This is a genomic window from Pseudorhodoferax sp. Leaf274, assembly GCF_001422445.1.
Classification (GTDB): Bacteria; Pseudomonadota; Gammaproteobacteria; order Burkholderiales; family Burkholderiaceae_C; genus Pseudorhodoferax.
On record NZ_LMNA01000013.1, the window covers coordinates 1 to 18,203 of the forward strand.

General features: G+C 70.6%; 14 protein-coding genes. 4 read left to right on the forward strand and 10 right to left on the reverse strand.

What is annotated here, in order from left to right; translation table 11 throughout:
* The 9 genes from ASF44_RS32370 to ASF44_RS16525 all read right to left on the reverse strand — a co-directional run.
* Positions 1 to 3,525 (reverse strand): heme utilization protein (locus ASF44_RS32370; RefSeq protein ID WP_162243822.1); only part of this gene is annotated, 3,525 nt, incomplete at its 3' end.
* Positions 3,526 to 3,802: 277 nt separating this feature from the next.
* A complete protein-coding gene (locus tag ASF44_RS16490) occupies positions 3,803 to 5,158 on the reverse strand; it encodes an HlyD family type I secretion periplasmic adaptor subunit (protein ID WP_056900328.1) in 1,356 nt (451 codons plus the stop codon).
* The gene (locus tag ASF44_RS16495; RefSeq protein WP_056900329.1) at positions 5,151 to 7,322 is read right to left on the reverse strand and encodes a peptidase domain-containing ABC transporter; all 2,172 of its coding nucleotides are present in this window, start codon (positions 7,320 to 7,322) and stop codon (positions 5,151 to 5,153) included. Before ASF44_RS16495 ends, ASF44_RS16490 begins: the two co-directional genes overlap by 8 nt.
* An 85-nt stretch (positions 7,323 to 7,407) precedes the next feature.
* A complete protein-coding gene (locus tag ASF44_RS16500; protein WP_056900354.1) occupies positions 7,408 to 8,217 on the reverse strand; it encodes a CoA ester lyase in 810 nt (269 codons plus the stop codon).
* Positions 8,218 to 8,275: 58 nt separating this feature from the next.
* Positions 8,276 to 9,478 (reverse strand): MFS transporter, encoded by a 1,203-nt coding sequence (locus tag ASF44_RS16505; RefSeq protein ID WP_056900330.1) that lies wholly within the window; start codon positions 9,476 to 9,478, stop codon positions 8,276 to 8,278.
* 62 nt (positions 9,479 to 9,540) lie between these two features.
* A complete protein-coding gene (locus ASF44_RS16510) occupies positions 9,541 to 10,941 on the reverse strand; it encodes an MmgE/PrpD family protein (RefSeq protein ID WP_056900331.1) in 1,401 nt (466 codons plus the stop codon).
* Between the two features lie 4 nt (positions 10,942 to 10,945).
* On the reverse strand, positions 10,946 to 11,914 hold the full coding sequence (locus ASF44_RS16515) for a tripartite tricarboxylate transporter substrate binding protein (RefSeq protein ID WP_056900332.1): 969 nt from the start codon (positions 11,912 to 11,914) through the stop codon (positions 10,946 to 10,948).
* A 38-nt stretch (positions 11,915 to 11,952) separates the two neighbouring features.
* On the reverse strand, positions 11,953 to 12,456 hold the full coding sequence (locus ASF44_RS16520) for a MaoC family dehydratase (RefSeq protein WP_056900333.1): 504 nt from the start codon (positions 12,454 to 12,456) through the stop codon (positions 11,953 to 11,955).
* A 30-nt stretch (positions 12,457 to 12,486) separates the two neighbouring features.
* The gene (locus tag ASF44_RS16525; RefSeq protein WP_056900334.1) at positions 12,487 to 13,650 is read right to left on the reverse strand and encodes an acyl-CoA dehydrogenase family protein; all 1,164 of its coding nucleotides are present in this window, start codon (positions 13,648 to 13,650) and stop codon (positions 12,487 to 12,489) included.
* Positions 13,651 to 13,787: 137 nt separating this feature from the next.
* Between ASF44_RS16525 and ASF44_RS16530 the strand changes: the two genes are divergently transcribed.
* Positions 13,788 to 14,597, forward strand: coding sequence for a GntR family transcriptional regulator (locus ASF44_RS16530; RefSeq protein WP_056900335.1), 810 nt, complete (start codon positions 13,788 to 13,790; stop codon positions 14,595 to 14,597).
* A 71-nt stretch (positions 14,598 to 14,668) separates the two neighbouring features.
* On the forward strand, positions 14,669 to 15,931 hold the full coding sequence (locus ASF44_RS16535; RefSeq protein WP_082524823.1) for a CaiB/BaiF CoA-transferase family protein: 1,263 nt from the start codon (positions 14,669 to 14,671) through the stop codon (positions 15,929 to 15,931).
* Between the two features lie 21 nt (positions 15,932 to 15,952).
* On the opposite strand, the gene ASF44_RS16540 is transcribed toward ASF44_RS16535, so the two are convergent.
* A complete protein-coding gene (locus ASF44_RS16540) occupies positions 15,953 to 16,762 on the reverse strand; it encodes an IclR family transcriptional regulator C-terminal domain-containing protein (protein ID WP_056900336.1) in 810 nt (269 codons plus the stop codon).
* Between the two features lie 70 nt (positions 16,763 to 16,832).
* Here ASF44_RS16540 and ASF44_RS16545 point away from each other — a divergent pair, with 70 nt between their 5' ends.
* Entirely contained in the window at positions 16,833 to 17,549 is a 717-nt protein-coding gene (locus tag ASF44_RS16545) for a 3-oxoacid CoA-transferase subunit A (RefSeq protein ID WP_056900337.1), read from the forward strand.
* A 2-nt stretch (positions 17,550 to 17,551) separates the two neighbouring features.
* Positions 17,552 to 18,202, forward strand: a complete 651-nt coding sequence (locus ASF44_RS16550) for a 3-oxoacid CoA-transferase subunit B (protein WP_056900355.1) — start codon at positions 17,552 to 17,554, stop codon at positions 18,200 to 18,202.
* Position 18,203 lies beyond the last annotated feature (1 nt).

Genomic DNA, 18,203 nt, shown 5'->3' on the forward strand with positions numbered 1-18,203 from the left:
GTGATGCCCCACTTGGCGGCGATGTTCTCGGCCGTCACGCCCATGTGGATGGTGTGGAATGGTCAGTGCCACGATGGCGCTGGTGGTCAGGGCCGACACCTGCACGCTGGTCAGCGCCACGACCTGGTCGGTCGTCAGCGCSGCCACGCCGGCCGTGGTCAGTGCCGCGACCTGGTTGGTGCCCAGCGCTGCGAGGTCACCGGTCTCCAGGGCCACCACCTGGGCGGTGGTCAGCGCGGCGATGCCGGCGGTGGTCAAGGCCTGGGCCTGGACCGAGGTCAGGGCCGCGACCTGGGCGGTGGTCAGCGCCGCGATACCGGCCGTGGTCAGTGCGGCCACGCCAGCCGTGCTCAGCGCACCCACCTGCACGGTGGTCAGCGCGGCCAGGTCGGTCGTTTCGAAGGCGCGCACCTGGGCGGTGGTCAGGGCCGCCACGTCGCGCGTTTCCAGCGCGGCCACCTGGGCCGTGGTCAGCGCCACGATGCCGGCCGTCGTCAGTGCGGCCACCTGGGTGCTGGTCAGCGCCACGACCTGGTCGGTCGTCAGCGCGGCCACCTGGGCGGTCGTCAGCGAGGCGATGCTGGCCGTGGTCAGCGCACCCACCTGCACGGTGGTCAGCGCGGCCAGGTCCGTCGTTTCCAGCGCACGCACCTGGGTGGTGGTCAGTGCGGCCACGTCGCGGGTTTCCAATGCCGCGACCTGGGCCGTGGTCAGCGCCACGATGGCGCTGGTGGTCAGCGCGGCCACCTGGGTGCTGGTCAGCGCCACGACCTGGTTGGTCGTCAGCGCGGCCACGCCGGCCGTGGTCAGTGCCGCGATCTGGCTGGTGCGCAGCGCGGCGAGGTCGCCGGTCTCCAGCGCGGCGACCTGGGCGGTCGTCAGCGCGGCGATGCCTGCGGTGGTCAGGGCGGCGGCCTGGTTCGAGGTCAGGGCGGCCACCTGGGCCGTGGTCAGCGCGGCCACGCCGGCGGTGGTCAGCGCGGCGATGCCGGCCGTGCTCAGCGCACCCACCTGCACGGTGGTCAGCGCGGCCAGGTCGGTGGTCTCGAAGGCGCGCACCTGGTCGGTGGTCAGCGCGGCCACGTCGCGCGTTTCCAGCGCGGCCACCTGGGCGGTGGTCAGCGCCACGATGGCGCTGGTGGTCAGGGCCGACACCTGCACGCTGGTCAGCGCCACGACCTGGTCGGTCGTCAGCGCGGCCACGCCGGCCGTGGTCAGTGTCGTCAGCGCGGCCACGCCGGCCGTGGTCAGTGCCGCGATCTGGTTGGTGCGCAGCGCGGCCAGGTCACCGGTCTCCATGGCCACCACCTGGGCGGTGGTCAGCGCGGCGATGCCGGCGGTGGTCAAGGCCTGGGCCTGGACCGAGGTCAGGGCCGCGACCTGGGCGGTGGTCAATGCGGCCACACCGGCAGTGGTCAGCGCGGCCACGCCGGCGGTGCTCAGCGCACCCACTTGCACGGTCGTCAGCGCGGCGAGGTCGGTGGTCTCGAAGGCGCGTACCTGGGCGGTGGTCAGGGCCGCCACGTCGCGCGTTTCCAGCGCGGCCACCTGGGCCGTGGTCAGCGCCACGATGCCGGCCGTCGTCAGCGCGGCCACCTGGGTGCTGGTCAGCGCCACGACCTGGTCGGTCGTCAGCGCGGCCACGCCTGCCGTGGTCAGCGCGGCGATGCTGGCCGTGGTCAGCGCACCCACCTGCACGGTGGTCAGCGCGGCCAGGTCGGTGGTCTCGAAGGCGCGCACCTGCGTGGTGGTCAGGGCCGCCACGTCGCGCGTTTCCAGCGCAGCCACCTGGGCCGTGGTCAGCGCCACGATGGCGCTGGTGGTCAGGGAGGCGACCTGGGTGCTGGTCAGCGCCACGACCTGGTTGGTCGTCAGCGCGGCCACGCCGGCCGTGGTCAGTGCCGCGATCTGGTTGGTACGCAGGGCCGCGAGGTCGCCGGTCTCCAGCGCGGCGACCTGGGCGGTCGTCAGCGCGGCGATGCCGGCGGTGGTCAGCGCGGCGGCCTGGTTCGAGGTCAGGGCGGCCACCTGGGCGGTGGTCAGTGCGGCCACACCGGCCGTGGTCAGCGCGGCCACGCCGGCGGTGCTCAGCGCACCCACTTGCACGGTGGTCAGTGCGGCGAGATCGGTGGTTTCCAGCGCACGCACCTGGGCAGTGGTCAGGGCCGCCACGTCGCGCGTTTCCAGCGCGGCCACCTGGGCCGTGGTCAGCGCCACGATGCCGGTCGTCGTCAGTGCGGCCACCTGGGTGCTGGTCAGCGCCACGACCTGGTCGGTCGTCAGCGCGGCCACGCCGGCCGTGGTCAGCGCGGCAATGCCGGCCGTGGTCAGCGCGCCCACCTGCACGGTGGTCAGGGCGGCCAGGTCGGTGGTCTCGAAGGCGCGCACCTGGGTGGTGGTCAGGGCCGCCACGTCGCGGGTTTCCAGTGCCGCGACCTGGGCCGTGGTCAACGCCACGATGGCGTTGGTGGTCAGGGCGGCCACCTGGGTGCTGGTCAGCGCCACGACCTGGTTGGTCGTCAGCGCGGCCACGCCGGCCGTGCTCAGCGCGGCGATCTGGCTGGTGCGCAGGGCGGCCAGATCGCCGGTTTCGATGGCGGCCACCTGGGCGGTGGTCAGTGCGGCAATGCCGGCGGTCGTCAGGGCCGCGGCCTGGTTCGAGGTCAGGGCCGCGACTTGCGCCGTGGTCAGCGCCGCGACACCGGCCGTCGTCAGCGCGGCCACGCCGGCCGTGCTCAGCGCGGCGACCTGCGTGGTCGTCAGCGCGGCCACGCCGGCCGTGGTCAGGGCCGCGACCTGGCCGGTGCCCAGCACGGCCACGTCGCGGGTTTCCAGCGCGGCCACCTGGGCCGTCGTCAGCGCGGCGATGCCGGCGGTGGTCAGCGCGCCGACCTGGGCCGTCGTCAGGGCCTCGATCTGCGCGGTCGTCAGTGCCGCCACCGCCGTGGTGCGCAGCACGGCGATGTTGGCCGTGTTGATGGCGCCGACCTGGGCGGTGGTCAGCGCGGCGATGTCCGCGGTGTCCAGCGCCGTGATCTGCGTGGTGCGCAGCACCGCGATGTCGCGCGTTTCCAGCGCCACGATCTGGGCGGTGGTCAGCGCGCCGATCTGCGCCGTGCCGAGCGCCTGCACCTGGGCCGTCGTGAGCTCCTGGATCTGGCTGGTGGTCAGCGCGGCGATGCTGGCCGTGCTCAGCACCGCGATGGAGCCCGTGCCGAGGGCGCCGATCTGGGTGGTCGTCAGCGCGGCCACCGCGGCGGTGTTCAGGGCCGCGACCTGGGTGGTGCGCAGTGCCGCCACGTCGCGCGTCTCGAGCGCCGCGATCTGCGTCGTCGTCAGCGCGGCGATGTTCGAGGTGCTGAACGCCTGCACCTGGTTGGTCTGGAGAGCCACCACCTGCACGGTGGTCAGCGCCTGGGTCTGCGCCGTCGTGAGCGCCCCGATGTCTTCCGTGCTCAAGGCCTGGATCTGGGCGGTCGTGAGCGCGGCGATCTGTGCGGTCGTCAGTCCACTGATGTTGCTCATGTTGGGCTCTCTTCGGTTCTCAATTCAAGTGCACAAGAACGTGCGCATATTCAGTGGACAGCGTACCCCACCAAGGTGACTGCGCGATGCTTGCTCGTCGGACGGGTGACGCCGTTCAGCGCCTGGGGCGTTATGCGCGCCGCCATCTCCGCAATGCGTATTGGCGACCGCGCCGCGCAAAAACTTGAATGCTGCCTGAACTAATTTGAAGATTTATATGTTCTGAACTTGAGCAGACACTTTTTGTTGCATCCGGGCAACAAAAATACACGCAGCGTCACCGGGGCTCACGGATCGCTTCGTCCAGCCCCTTGGTCAGCGGCCAGGCCAGGTAGGACATGACCGAGCGCCGGCCGACCACGATCTCGGCGTCCAGCGTCATGCCGGGCAGCAGGCGCGCGCTCTCGGCCATGTTCTTGAGGGCCATCTCGCCCAGGGTGAGGCGCGCCAGGTAGTAGGCGTCGGTGCCGCTGCGCGCGGCGGGATCGCGCTGGAAGGCGTCCTCGCTGATGGTGCGCACCTCGCCGTCCAGCGTGCCGTGGCGCTGGAACGGGAAGGTGGCGACCTTCACGTGCGCGTGGTCGCCGCGCCGGATGTAGCCCACGTCGGCGGCCTCGACCTGCACCTCGGCCTCCAGCTGCACGTTGAGCGGCACCAGCGTGAAGAAGGTCTCGGCCTCGCGCACGACGGAGCCCGGCGAGAGCTTGGCGATCTCCAGCACCACGGCGTCCAGCGGCGCCACCAGGGTGACGAGGTTCTGCCGCCGCTCGGCCTTCTGCAGCTGCTCGCGCACGCTGTCGCGCTCGCGCGAGGCGGTCAGCAGGTCTTCCATCGTCTTCTGGCGCCAGCCCTTCTCGAACGCGGTCTGCTCGGCATCGAAGGCGGCGAGCTCGCGGCGCAGCTCCTGCTCGCGGCTGGTGGCCAGCTCGAGCTCGCGCGCGACCTCCTTGGTGCGCTGCTGCGCCTCGAGCAACTGCAGCGGCGAGCCGAACTTCTGCGCGACCATGCGCTCCTGCATGGCCTCGATCTCGCGCAGCGACTGGAGCCGCGAGGCCACGAGCTGCTGGTCATGCCGGTTGGTGGCCAGCGACGCGCGCAGCTTGGCCGCCGTCTCCGCCAGCTTGCGCTGCTGCGCCTGGTAGTTGGCCTGGCGCTCGGCCAGCAGCGTGGACTGCAGCTGCGCGTCCGCATCGTCCTTCGCCGGCCGCCCGGCGCCGGCCTTGCCCGACAGCTCCTGCTGCAGGCGTTGCACCTGGGTCTGCAGGCTGGCCAGCCGCACGCGCAGCTGGGATTCGTCGGCCTGGGTGAAGGTGGCGTCCAGCGCAGCCAGCGCGTCGCCCTTGCGCACGACCTGGCCCACGCGCACGGCCACGTTCTGCACCACGCCGGTTTCCAGCGGCTGCACCACGACATTGGGCAGCGGGTTCACGAGCCGGCCCTTGGCCACGACCACCTGGTCGATCTGCGACAGGCTGGCCCAGGCGACGAAGGCCAGCACCGCCAGCACCAGCGCGTGCAGCGTGAGCCGCGCCACCCGCGGCACCGGGCTGCGCTCGATCTCGTCGGCATCGGGCAGGTAGGCGACGGCGGTGGCGTCGCGGTCGCGCTTCAGGAAGGAGAAGAACCTAGACATGGCTGGTCTGCTGGTGCCACAGGGTCTGGTAGGTCTCGCAGCGCGTCAGCAATTCGGCATGTCGGCCCTGGTCGACCAGCTTGCCTTGTTGCATGACCAGGATGGCGTGCGCGTTGACCAGCGTGGACAGCCGGTGCGAGATCATGATGACCGTACGCCCGACCGCGATCTGCGACAGGTTGCGGATGAAGATGGCCTCGCTCTCGGGGTCCAGCGCACTGGCCGCTTCGTCCAGGATCAGGATGCGCGGCCGCGTGAGCAGCGCCCGTGCGATCGACAGCCGCTGCTTCTGCCCGCCCGACAGGTTGGACGCGTTCTCCTCGAGCAGGGTGTTGTAGCCCTGCGGCAGCCGCTCGATGAACTCGGCCGCGCCAGAGGCCTCGGCCGCGGCGACGATCTCCTCGAACGAGGCCTCGGGCCGCGCCACCGACAGGTTCTCGCGCACCGTGCCGCGGAACAGGAAGTTCTCCTGCAGCACCACGCCGATCTGGCGGCGCAGGTGGGCCAGCTCGATCTCGCGCGCGTCCACGCGGTCGAAGCGCACCACGCCCTCCTGCACGCTGTACAGGCCCTGGATCAGCTTGGTCAGCGTGGTCTTGCCCGAGCCGCTGCGCCCGACGATGCCGACCACGGCGCCCGCGGGGATCGTGAAGCTGGCGCGGTCCAGCGCCGCCACGCTGGAGCCCGGGTAGCGGAAGCTCACGGCGTCGAAGGTGACCGCGCCGCCCAGCTGCGGACGCAGCCCGCCGGCCCCGGCCGAACCTTCCGAGGGCCGGTTCATGACCTCGCCCAGCATGTGCACGGCCAGCGCCGTCTCCTGGTATTCGTTGACCAGGCCGACGATGGCGATCAGCGGCTGCACCACGCGGCCGGCCAGCATCTGGAAGCCGATCAGCGCACCGACCGACAGCTCCTGGTCGAACACCAGCTGCGTGCCGAACGCGATGATCACCACGGGCAGCAGCTTGCCCAGGAAGTCGGTGATGGCCGCGCCCGTGATGGCGATCTTGCCCACGCGGAACTGCATGTTGATGGACTGGGCCGAGCGCTGGTCCCAGAGCCGGCGCTGGGCCGGCTCGATGGCCAGCGCCTTCACCGTGCGCATGCCGTGGATGGTTTCCACCAGCATGGCCTGGCGCGCGCCCTCGGCGTTGTACAGGTCGTTCAGCCGGCGCCGGAACACCGGGACCATGGCCGCGACCACGCACGCGATCAGCGCCGTGAAGGCCAGCGTGACCAGCGCCAGCTTCATCGAATAGGCGAACAGGATGGGCAGGAAGACGACCAGCGAGGTCGCGTCCAGCACCGTGAAGAACATGCGTCCCGTGAGGAAGGCGCGGATCTTCTCCACTTGCTGCATGTGGCGCGTGATCACGCCGGCGGTGGTGGTCTCGAAGTAGTCGATCGGCAACGACAGCAGCTTGGCGAACGTGCGCCGCGTGAGGCGCATGTCGATCTTGTTGGTGGCCGACAGCGTGAGCAGCTGGCGCAGGAAGCCGAACAGCGCATCGAACAGCAGCGCGATGACGACGCCCACGGCCAGCACCCACAGCGTGGACATGCTCTGGTGCACGAGCACCTTGTCGATCACGAGCTGGAAGAAGATGGGCGAGGCCAGCGCCAGCAGGTGCATGGCCAGCGCCGCGATGGCGATGTCGCGCAGCGCGGCCTTCTGCTTCATGATCTCCGGCACGAACCAGCGCAGGCCGAAGCGCTGCTGCGCCTCGGGCAGCGCGTGCAGGCGCTTGAGCAGGTAGACCTCGCCCTGCCAGAGCGCGGCGAAGGCCTCGCGCTCGAACAGCCGCACCTCGGTCGGGCGGTCCGACTGCGGATCGAGCACGGCCACCTGGCCGCCGGGCTTGCCGTCGGCGCCGGGCGCGCCGGCATCGCGCTTGGCGCCCACGACGATCACGCAGCGGCCATCGGCCAGCCGCGCGATCAGCGGGAACACGCCCTGCTGGGCCAGCAGGCCGGCCCAGCCCATGCGCTCATGGCTGGCCTTGAGCCCGATGTCGGCGGCGATGCGCAGCAGCGTGGCCGGCGGCGGCTCCTGGGCGCCGAGCGCATAGTCTTCGATCAGCCGTTCGGGATTGATCGGCAGCTGGTGGTGCTGCGCGACCGCGGCGAGGCACTGGATGGTGGAATGGGGAAACCGGTCGGGCATGTTGGGTCCTGGCCCCAGCGGGCCGGCCCGAATTTCAGCACGCGCCACAGCGCGCCGGCGCCCGACCAGACCGCCGTTCGGACCGTTAGTCGGCTGGACGCGCTTCGGCCAGGATCGCCTGCGCCAGCAGCGCGATGGGCTTGTCGACCATCTTGCCGTCCACCGTGACCGCGCCCAGCGGCCCGGCGGCCAGCGCCGCGACTACGCGTTCGGCCCAGGACACCTCGGCCGCCGTGGGCGCGAAACCGGTGTGCACGCCGGCCACCTGCTTGGGGTGGATGCACAGCTTGGCGCCGAAGCCGAAGCGGCGCGAGCGGCGCACATCGCTCTCCAGCTGCGCAGCATCGTCGATGGCCACGGACACGCCGTCGATGGGTGCGCCGATGCCGGCCAGGCGCGACACCAGCACCAGCTGCGTGCGCACGCTGTTCATCTCCTCCGCCTCGCCCTGGATGCCCGAGTCGGACATGAAGTCCACCGAGCCGAAGGCCAGCCGCAGCACGCGCGGCACGCGCGCGATGGCCTGGGCCGCGAACCAGCCGGCCACGGTCTCCACCAGCGGGATCAAGCGCTGGTCGTCGCGCAGGCGCGCGGCCAGCTGCGCCAGGCTTTCGGGGTCCTGCGCCTTGGGCACCATGAAGCCGCGCACGCGGGGCGAGGCCAGCAGCGCGCAATCCTCGGCATACCAGGCGGTGTCGGACGGGTTGATGCGCACCCAGACCGGTGTCGTCGCCTGCGCCAGCCAGGTGCGCACGGCCTCGCGCGCCTGCGGCTTGCGCTCGGGCTGCACGGCGTCTTCGAGGTCCAGGATCACGCCATGGGCACCGCTGGCCAGGGCCTTGTCGAAACGCTCCGGGCGGTCGCCGGGCACGAACAGGTAGCTGCGCTCTTGCATCTTCACATCACCTTTCTGGTTTGCATACAAAGTCACCGCAGACGGAGCGCCTGCGACCTCAGCGCCCGGCACCGGCGCCCTGGCCCGGCAAGCGCACGCGCAGCAGCGCCACGCAGCACAGCAGCGTCGGCACCGCCAGCGCCAGGTACCCGGCGCGGTAGGTCTGGAACAGCGCCGACAAGGCCCCGAACACCGGCGGCCCCAGCACCACCCCGAAGAACGTGAACGCCAGCGTGCCCCCCGTGGCCACGCCGGCCAGCCCCGGCGGTGCCTGCCGTGCCACCTCGGCGAGGTACACGCCGTTCCAGCCGATGGCCGAAGCGCCGAACACCACCAGCACGGCCAGCACCAGCCACGGTGGCAGCGCGGGCGACAGCAGGGCCGTGGCCGCGCTGCTCAGGGCCATCACGGCCGCCAGCAGGGCCAGCATGCGGCGCGCGCCCAGGCCGCGGTCGGCCACCCAGCCCCACAGGATGCGCCCCGCGACCCCGCCGAACTGCGCCACGGACAGCGCCAGGCCCGCGGCCACGAGGCCATAGGCCAGGCCTTCGTTGAGATAGGTCACGAGGTAGGTGGTCAGCGACAGCTGCGCGATCGAGAACACGAACGAACAGGCGGCCAGCATCTTGAGCGCCGGGTGCCCCAGCACGAGCCGGATCGGCTGCGCCAGGTTGCCCAGCGCCATCGGCTTGTCGGCCTGGCGGTCGGCGTCGAGGTCGGTGCGCAGCGGCTGGGCCAGCAGCGCGCAGGCCAGGTTGGCCGCGGCCGAGGCCAGCAGCGCGCCCTGCCAGCCCAGCAGCAGCATGAGGCTGGGCACCAGCGCGCCGGCCAGCATGCCGCCCAGCGGCACGCCGGTCTGCTTGACCGAGAACACCAGCGACATGCGGTGCGCCGGCGTGCTCTGGCTGAGCAGATGCGAGCTGGCCGGCGTGATCGGGCCGTAGCCCAGGCCGATCAGCACCGCGCCGATGGCGCTGGCGGCCGGGTGCGGCACCGCGCACAGGGCCAGGCCCGCGGCGCACAGCAGCAGCCCGGCCTGGCTCACGCGGATCGCGCCGAAGCGCGCGACCGCCGCGCCGGCGGCCAGGCTGGCGGCCATCGCACCGGCATAGACCAGGGCCACATAGACACCGACCAGCGCGGCCGACACGCCCATCGCCGACGCCACGACGGGCGCCATCACCGGCAGGGTCAGCAGGGCCATCGACACCATGGCCTGCACGGCCAGCGTGATGGCCAGGGTCATCCAGGGGCCGGTCATCGTTCTGCTTCCATGGGCGCCGACTGTAGCGGGCCGTCGGAGCGCCCCTGCGCATGCCTGGCTCAGCGCCCCTGCGCAGCCCGGCCCAGCAGCTGTGCCAACGCGCCCGCCTCGCCCTGCGCAATGCCCAGCACCGCATTGAGGATGTGGTCGGCATGCGTGCGGTCGACCGCCCGCGCCGCGTTGTCGTGGTACTTGGCCACGATGTCGGCGTTGGCGATGGGCCGGCCCGCCGCGCCGCGGTTGATGGGCTCGTGGTGGCGCAGCACCCGGCCGTCGGCCAGCTCGACGATGACCTCGCCGCCGAAGTAGCGCGGGAAGTCGGCGTCGGGATCGCTCTGGCATTCGACGAGCGCGGCGATCTTCAGTGTCTCGGGGTCCTGGTAGGCGGCGGGGTCCAACGCGTCGAGCGTGAAGCGGCCGAAGCGCAGGCCCGTGGCCACCGAGTACGGCACGCTGAACTGCGCGTCGTACGCATTGGCCGGGCGCAGCTTCTTCTCGATGGGCTCGCAGACGGCCTTCATCGCGCCAGTGGGCACGCGCGCCACGATGCGCCGGATCGGCGCGCCGTTCCAGTCCTTGGACAGGATGCTGGCCGCATCGGCGAAGGCATGCGTGAAGTGGCAGGCCGGCACCGGCTTGACGGCCACGTTCATCACCTCCCACACCTGGCCCAGCCCGGCCGTGACCATGGACAGGTCGGCCTTGGCCAACAGTTCGGCGCCCAGGTGGCTGGCGTACAGGCCGAAGCGGCCCTCGTACGCCGCGCCGGGGCCGACGAAGCCGTGCTTGCCCAGCGTGGCCGCCGTGATTCCGCCGGCCGCGCCCCAGCCCGGGTGCAGCCGCTTGGTCCAGGCGCCGTCTTCCAGGCATTCCAGGCTGCCAGAGGCCACCGACAGCGCGATGCCCTGCGCATCGACCAGCTGCCGCTCGCCAAGCTGCAGCAACCGCCCTGCCGCCAGCGTGCAGCCGAAGGTGCCGACCAGCCCGGTCGGGTGGAAGCCGACCTGGTGGAAGCCGCTGCGGGCCGCCGCGCCGATGCGCGTGGCGGTCTCCATGCCCAGCACATAGGCGGTGAGCAGGTCGCGGCCGCTGCTGGACAGGCGCGTCGCCAGGCCGAGCACCGCCGGCAGCACCGAGGTGGTGGCGTGGATCACGCCGGCCGGGTGCGTGTCGTCGTAATCCAGGCCGTGGATCAGCAAGGCGTTCATGACCACCGCGTCGCGCAGCGGCAGCATCTGGCCGTGGCCGATGACGGGCACGTCGCCACCCGGGCCGGCCAGTTCGCGCAGGCCCGCGAGCGTGGTGCGCGCGAAGTCCCACTGCGTGGACGCCAGGCCGATGCCCAGCGCATCCAGCATCAGGTGCGTGGCGCGTTCGCGCACCTCGGCGGGCACGGCGTCCAGCGTGAGGCCGGTGGCGAAGGACGCCAGTTCGCAAGAGATCGTGGTGCGTGTCGTCATGCTCTCAATCCACCTTGGCGCCGGACAGCTTGACGGCCAGCGCCCACTTGTCGATCTCGCTCTGGATGTACTTCGCGAACTCGGCCGGCGCCATGACCGCCGGCTCGGCGCCCAGGCCGTTCAACTGCTCGCGCACGTCGGGCGCGTCGCGCCAATGTGCCACCAGCGCCTTGTGCAGCGTCTCGACGATCTCCTTGGGCGTGCCCTTGGGCGCGGCCAGGCCGACCCAGGCCGGCGCGACGAAGTTGCCCAGGCCGGCCTCGGCCATGGTCGGCACATCCGGTGCGGCGGCGTTGCGCTTCTCGCTCGCCACGGCCAGGATGCGCAGCTTGCCCGTGCGCATGTGCGGCAGCAGTGCCGGGCCGGTGTCGATCATGGTGTTGATCTGGCCGCCGATCAGGTCGGTCACGGCCGCCGGGCTGCCCTTGTAGGGCACGTGCGTGAGGTCCATGCCCAGGGAGTGCTTGAGCAGCTCCATGGTCAGGTGGCTGGTGACGCCGCTGCCGCCCGAGCCGAAGTTGATCTTGCCCGGCGCGGCCTTGGCCTGCTGCACGAGTTCGGCGGCGGTCCTGGCCGGAAAGGTCGGGTTCACCGCCAGGAACAGCGGCACCACCGACAGGATGCTGACCGGCTCGAAATCCTTCAGCGGGTGGTAGGGCAGCTTGGAGTACAGGCTGGGGTTGATCGCCATCGTGCCGCTGGAGCCCACCACCAGCGTGTAGCCGTCGGGCGCGGCCTTGGCCACGGTCTCCGAGCCGATGATGCCGGCCGCGCCGGGCTTGTTGTCCACGATGACGGGCTGGCCCAGCGCATCCTGCAGCTTCTTCGCCGCGATGCGCGCGATCATGTCGGTGGCCTGGCCGGGCGGAAAGCCGACGACCAGGCGGATCGGCTTGTCGGGATAGGCGGCCAGCGCCGCGCCGGCCGCCAGCCAGACGGATGCGGCCACCAGGGCCTTGCAAAGGGCGTTCATGTCTGTCTCCTGCGTTGTTGGAATGGACGGGCCGGCAATCAGTCGCCGACGCCGTGGCCGCGCTTGGGGATCAGCGACATGCGGATGAACTCCATGACCTGCACGTCCTTGTGGTTCAGCCCGCGCGTGCGCGTGGTCACGATGCCCTGCGTCGGCCGGCTCTGGGATTCGCGCACCTCCAGCACCTCGGACTCGGCATACAGCGTGTCGCCGCAGAAGACGGGCGCCGTCAGCTTGATCTCCTTCCAGCCCAAATTGGCGATGGCCTTGGCGCTGATGTCGTTGACCGTCATGCCCAGCACCACGGCCAGCGACAGGCCGCTGTTGACCAGCAACTGGCCGAACTCGCTCTGCGCCGCGAAGTGCTTGTCGCAGTGCATCGGGTGCGCGTTCATCGTGATGAGCGAGAACTGGATGTTGTCGTTCTCGGTGATGGTGCGGCCCGGGCGGTGCTCGTAGATGTCGCCGACCTTGAAGTCTTCCAGGTAGCGGCCGTAGGAAGCGCGGTAGCGTTGCGGGCTGATCTCGATGGCGGTTTGCATGGGGAATGTCTCCTCGGGATGGACGGTGGTTCAGATGCGGTGGCGGTCGACCAGTTGCTTGGCGATGACCTGGCGCAGGATCTCGTTCGTGCCTTCGCCGATGCACATCAGCATGGCGTCGCGGTAGTAGCGCTCGATCTCGTACTCCACCGAGTAGCTGTAGCCGCCGAAGATGCGCATGGCCTGCTGCGCACACTCGGCGCCGGCCTCCGAGCCGGCCAGCTTGGCCATGGCGGCCTCGAGGTCGCAGCGCTCGCCACGGTCGTACTTGGTGGCCGCCTGCTGCAGCAGCAGCTTGGCGCCCTCCACCTGCGTGGCCATGTCGGCCAGCTTGAGCTGGATGGCCTGGTGCTGCCAGATCGGCTTGCCGAAGGCGTCGCGCTCCTGCGCATAGCGCAGCGCATGCTTGAACGCACCCTCGGCGATGCCGGCGCCGCGCGCACCCACGTTGATGCGGCCCAGCTCCAGCCCGCCGGCGGTCTGCACGAAGCCCTTGCCTTCCACGCCGCCGACCAGCTGGCTGGCCGGCACGCGGTAGTTCTCGAAGGTCAGCTCGCAGGTGTCGATGGCGCGGTAGCCCATCTTCTTGAGCTTGCCGACCACGTTGAAGCCCGGGCCCTTGTCGGCGATCAAGAGGCTCATGCCTTTGTGGCGCGGCTCGGCCTGCGGGTCGGTCTTGACCAAGAGCAGCGTGCCGTGGCCGTGCATGCTGTTGGTGATCCAGGTCTTGCTGCCGTTCACGACGTAGTGCGCGCCGTCGCGCCTGGCCACGGTGCGGATGGCCTGCAGGTCCGAGCCGGCGTTGGGCTCGGTCAGGCCGATGCTGCCGCGGTACTCGCCGCTGGCCATGCGCGGCAGGTAGGCGCGCTTTTGTTCATCGGTGCCGTGGCGCTCGATGGCCGAGGCCATGATCAGGTGCGAGTTGAAGATGCCCGAGGGCGCCATCCAGACCGAGGCCACCTTGATCACGATCTGCGCATACGTCCAGGCCGACAGGCCCAGGCCGCCGTATTCCTCGCCGATGGTGGCGCCGAACAGGCCCAGCTCCTTCATCTGGTCGACGATCTCGTGCGGGTACTCGTCGGCCAGGTCGTACTTGCGGGCCACGGGGCGCAGCTCCTTCTCGGCCCAGGCCTCCACCGCGTCCACGAATGCGCTTTCGTCCGCCGCGCTGCGGGTCTCTTCCTTGCTCATGGTCTGCCCTTGTCGTTTCACGCCCGAATTGAGCGCACTATTGCCAGTTGATTTTGTTTTATTGTCCGGACATTATTAGAGCAGCGCAAGCGGCTGTCAATGCGGCGCCGCTGCAGAACTGGTGCAGACTTCCCCCCATGAGCCGCCACAAGAACGACCCGACCTCCCCCCCCGCCATCGAGGACGCCGAAGCGCCGGAAGCGACCACCGGCGCGCAGCCGATCTACCAGCGCATCGCGGCCGAGTTGCGCCGCGGCATCGCCGATGGTCGCTACCCCGTCGGCGCACGGCTGCCGACCGAGGCCGAGCTGTGCGAGCAGTTCGGCATCAGCCGCTTCACGGCGCGCGCGGCGATCCGGCTGCTGTCCACGGCCGGCCTGGTCACGCGGCGCCAGCGCGTGGGGACGGTGGTCATCGCCCAGCCCGGCCAGGCGCGCTACCGGCACGACGCCGCCTCGCTGCCCGACCTGTTCCAGTACGCGCAGGACACCGAGTTGCGCATCGTCTACGTGGGCCGCATCGCGCTCTCCCGCAGCCAGGCGCAGGACTTTGGCACCGAGGCTGGCGAGGAATGGGTGCTGGCCGTGGGCCTGCGCCATGACCAGCCCGGCGCCGGCGGCGCGCGCAAGGCACCGCCGCCGTTCTGCATCACGCGCATCTTTTTGAATCCCGTGCTGAAAGACATCGAGGCCCGGCTGCGCGACCGCCAGACCGCCGTCTACGCGCTGATCGAACGCGAGTACAAGCTATCGATCCAGCGCGTGGAGCAGGAGATCCAGGGCGTGGTGCTGAGCGCCGACGACGCCGCCAGCCTGCAGAGCGAGGCCGGCGCGCCGGCGCTGCGCATCGTGCGGCGCTACTACAGCGACCGCGGCGAACTCGTCGAGGTGGCCGACAACGTGCACCCGGCCGACCGCTTCAGCTACCGCATGGAACTGCGGCAATAGGCAGCGACGGTTGCGTTTGGGCTGGTCTGCGGCCTACAATTGTCCGCACAATTTAACCGGACAGCCACACCATGACCGAGACTCCCGCCCTGCCGCTCGCCGGCCTCCGCGTGCTTGCCGTCGAACAGTACGGCGCCGGCCCGTTCGGCACCTCCTACCTGGCCGACCTGGGTGCCGAGGTGATCAAGATCGAGAACCACCACGACGGCGGCGACGTGGGCCGGCATGTCGGCCCGCACTACTTCGGCGCGGACGACAGCCATTTCTTCCAGACCTTCAACCGCAACAAGAAGAGCCTGACGCTGGACCTGAAGCAGCCCGAGGGCATGGCCGTGCTGCACAAGCTGGCGGCCGGCGCCGATGCGTTGCTCGACAACCTGCGCGGCGACCTGCCGCACAAGCTAGGCCTGACCTACGCGCAGATGCGCGATGCCAATCCGCGCCTGGTCTGCGCCCACCTGTCGGCCTATGGCCGCAGCGGCTCGCGCAAGGCCTGGCCCGGCTACGACTACCTGATGCAGGCCGAGGCCGGCCACCTCTCGCTGACGGGCGAGCCCGACGGCCCGCCCACGCGCTACGGCCTGTCCATCGTCGACCTCATGACCGGCCTGGCCGCCGCCTTCGGCCTGCTGGCCGGCGTGGTGCAGGCGCGCGCCAGCGGCCAGGGCATGGACGTGGACACCTCGCTGTTCGACGTGGCGCTGCACAACCTCAACTACCCCGGCACCTGGTACCTCAACGCCGACGTGGTCACGGGCCGCACGGCACGCAGCGGCCACCCCAGCCTGGTGCCCAGCCAGCTCTACCGCACGCAGGATGGCTGGCTGTTCATCATGTGCAACAAGGAGAAGTTCTGGCCGCTGCTCGCGCGCGAACTCGGCCACCCGGAATGGGCCGAGGATCCGCGGCTGGCCACCTTCGCCGCGCGCCTGCAGAACCGCAACCAAGTGCAGGAACTGCTGGACGCCGCACTCATGCAGCAGCCCACTGCCGTCTGGCTGGAACGCCTGTCGGGCAAGGTGCCCGTGTCCCCCGTGTTCGACGTGGCGCAGGCGCTGGAGAACCCCTTCGTGCACGAGCGCGCGGGCGTGGTGGACTTCGACTACGGCGACGGCCGCAGCGCCCGCATGATCGCCAACCCGATCCGCGTGGCCGGCCGCGAACTGCCGCACCGCGCCGCCCCGCGCATGGGCGAGCACAACGAGGCGCTGCTGCGCGAGGCCGGCTTCGACGATGCCGCCATCGCCAAGCTGCGCGCACTGGGCGTGATCGCGGGCCATGCCGCGCCCGAGCATCCCGAGGGCACGGACACGGGGCACGCTGCGAGCCCCTGAGCAGCGATCGCGCCGGCAGGCTCAGCCGCGCAACATCCGCTGCCCGATGGCCTGCGCTGCGGCCAGCAGCGCCGGCAGCATCTCCTCGCGCATTTGCGCCTCGCTCGTGCGGTTGGCCTGGCCGCTCACGTTGAGTGCGGCGACGGTGCGGCCCGCGCGGTCCACCAGCGGGGCGGCGATGGAGATCAGGCCTTCCTCCAGCTCCTGGTTGACCACGCACCAGCCCTGCGCGCGCACTTCGCGGATGCGCGCCAGCAGGCCCGCGTCGTCTTGCGTGGTGTGGGCCGTGTAGCGCGCGCGCGGTGACCGCGGCAGCTGCGCCAGGCGCGCCAGCAGCTCGTCCTCGGGCAGCGCGGCCAGCAGCACGCGGCCCATCGAGGTCCAGAACGCCGGCAGGCGCGAGCCCACGCCAAGGTTGGTGCGCATGATCTTGTGCGTGGGCACGCGCAGCACGTAAACGATGTCCAACCCCTCCAGCACGGCCGCGGAACTCGATTCGCGCACGCGCTGCACCAGGTCCTCCATCACCGGCTCGGCCAGGTTCCAGATCGGCAGCGAGGACAGGTAGGCGAAGCCCAGGTCGAGGATGCGCGCCGTGGGTCGGAACAGCCGCCCGTCCGTCTCCACATAGCCCAGCGCCTGCAGCGTGAGCAGGATGCGCCGCGCGCCGGCCCGCGTGAGGCCGGTGCGCGCCGCCACCTCGCTCAGTGTCTGCTGCGGCGCCTGGGCGCTGAAGGAGCGGATGACCTCCAGCCCGCGCGCGAACGACTGCACGTAGCCGTCGCCGGGCTTGGGTGTCGCCGAGGTGTCTTGGGGGATTTCGGGCGCCATGAGGCTGCTGAATATAATTCTTTTAGCGAACATTTGTTCGCATTTAGAACAAATTTTTGAGGAGCATGCAGTGATCGACAAGATTGCAGAGTCCGTCGCGGCCGCGCTGGCCGATGTGCGCGACGGGTCCACCGTGCTGATCGGCGGCTTCGGCACGGCGGGCATCCCGGCCGAGCTCATCGACGGCCTGATCGCCCAGGGCGCGCGCGACCTCACCGTCGTCAACAACAACGCGGGCAATGGCGACACGGGCCTGGCCGCGCTGCTGGCCACCGGCCGCGTGCGCAAGATCATCTGCAGCTTCCCGCGGCAGGTGGACAGCCATGTGTTCGACGGCCTGTACCGCAGCGGCAAGATCGAGCTGGAGATCGTGCCCCAGGGCAACCTGGCCGAGCGCATGCGCGCCGCCGGTGCCGGCATCGGCGCCTTCTTCTGCCCCACGGCCTACGGCACCGAGCTGGCCCGCAACGCCGATGGCACGCCCAAGGAGACGCGCGAGATCAACGGCAAGCACTACGTGCTGGAGTACCCGATCCAGGGCGACGTGGCCCTCGTCAAGGCCGAGCGCGGCGATCGCTGGGGCAACCTGACCTACCGCATGTCCGCACGCAACTTCGGCCCCGTGATGGCCATGGCCGCGCGCCAGACCATCGCCTCGGTGCACGAGATCGTGGACCTCGGCGCGCTGGACCCCGAGGCCATCGTCACCCCCGGCATCTTCGTCAGCAAGATCGTCAAGATCGACCGCGTGGCCACGCAGGCCGCCGGCTTCAAGAAGGCGGCATGACCATGGCCTACACCAAACGCAGCAAGGACGCGCTGGCCCGCCTGGTCGCGCAGGACATCCCCGACGGCGCCTACGTGAACCTGGGCATCGGCCAGCCCACGCTGGTGGCCAACCACATCCCGGCCGGCCGCGAGGTCATCCTGCAGAGCGAGAACGGCATCCTGGGCATGGGCCCGGCGCCCGCCGCAGGCAGCGAGGACTACGACCTCATCAACGCCGGCAAGCAGCCCGTCACGCTGCTGCCGGGTGGCGCCTTCTTCCACCACGCCGACAGCTTCGCGATGATGCGCGGCGGCCACCTGGACATCTGCGTGCTGGGCGCCTTCCAGGTCTCGGCCTCGGGCGACCTGGCCAACTGGAGCACGGGCGAGCCCGGTGCCATCCCCGCCGTGGGCGGCGCCATGGACCTGGCCATCGGCGCCAAGCAGACCTGGGTGATGATGGACCTGCTGACCAAGCAGGGCGTCAGCAAGATCGTCCAGCAGTGCAGCTACCCGCTGACGGGCCTGGCCTGCGTCAAGCGCATCTACACCGACCTCGCCACCTTCGCCATCGCGCCCGAAGGCGTGCGCCTGGTCGATGCCGTCGATGGCCTGTCCCACGCCGAGCTGGAACAGCTCGTCGGCCTGCCCCTCCTTCCCGCCCAGATCTGAT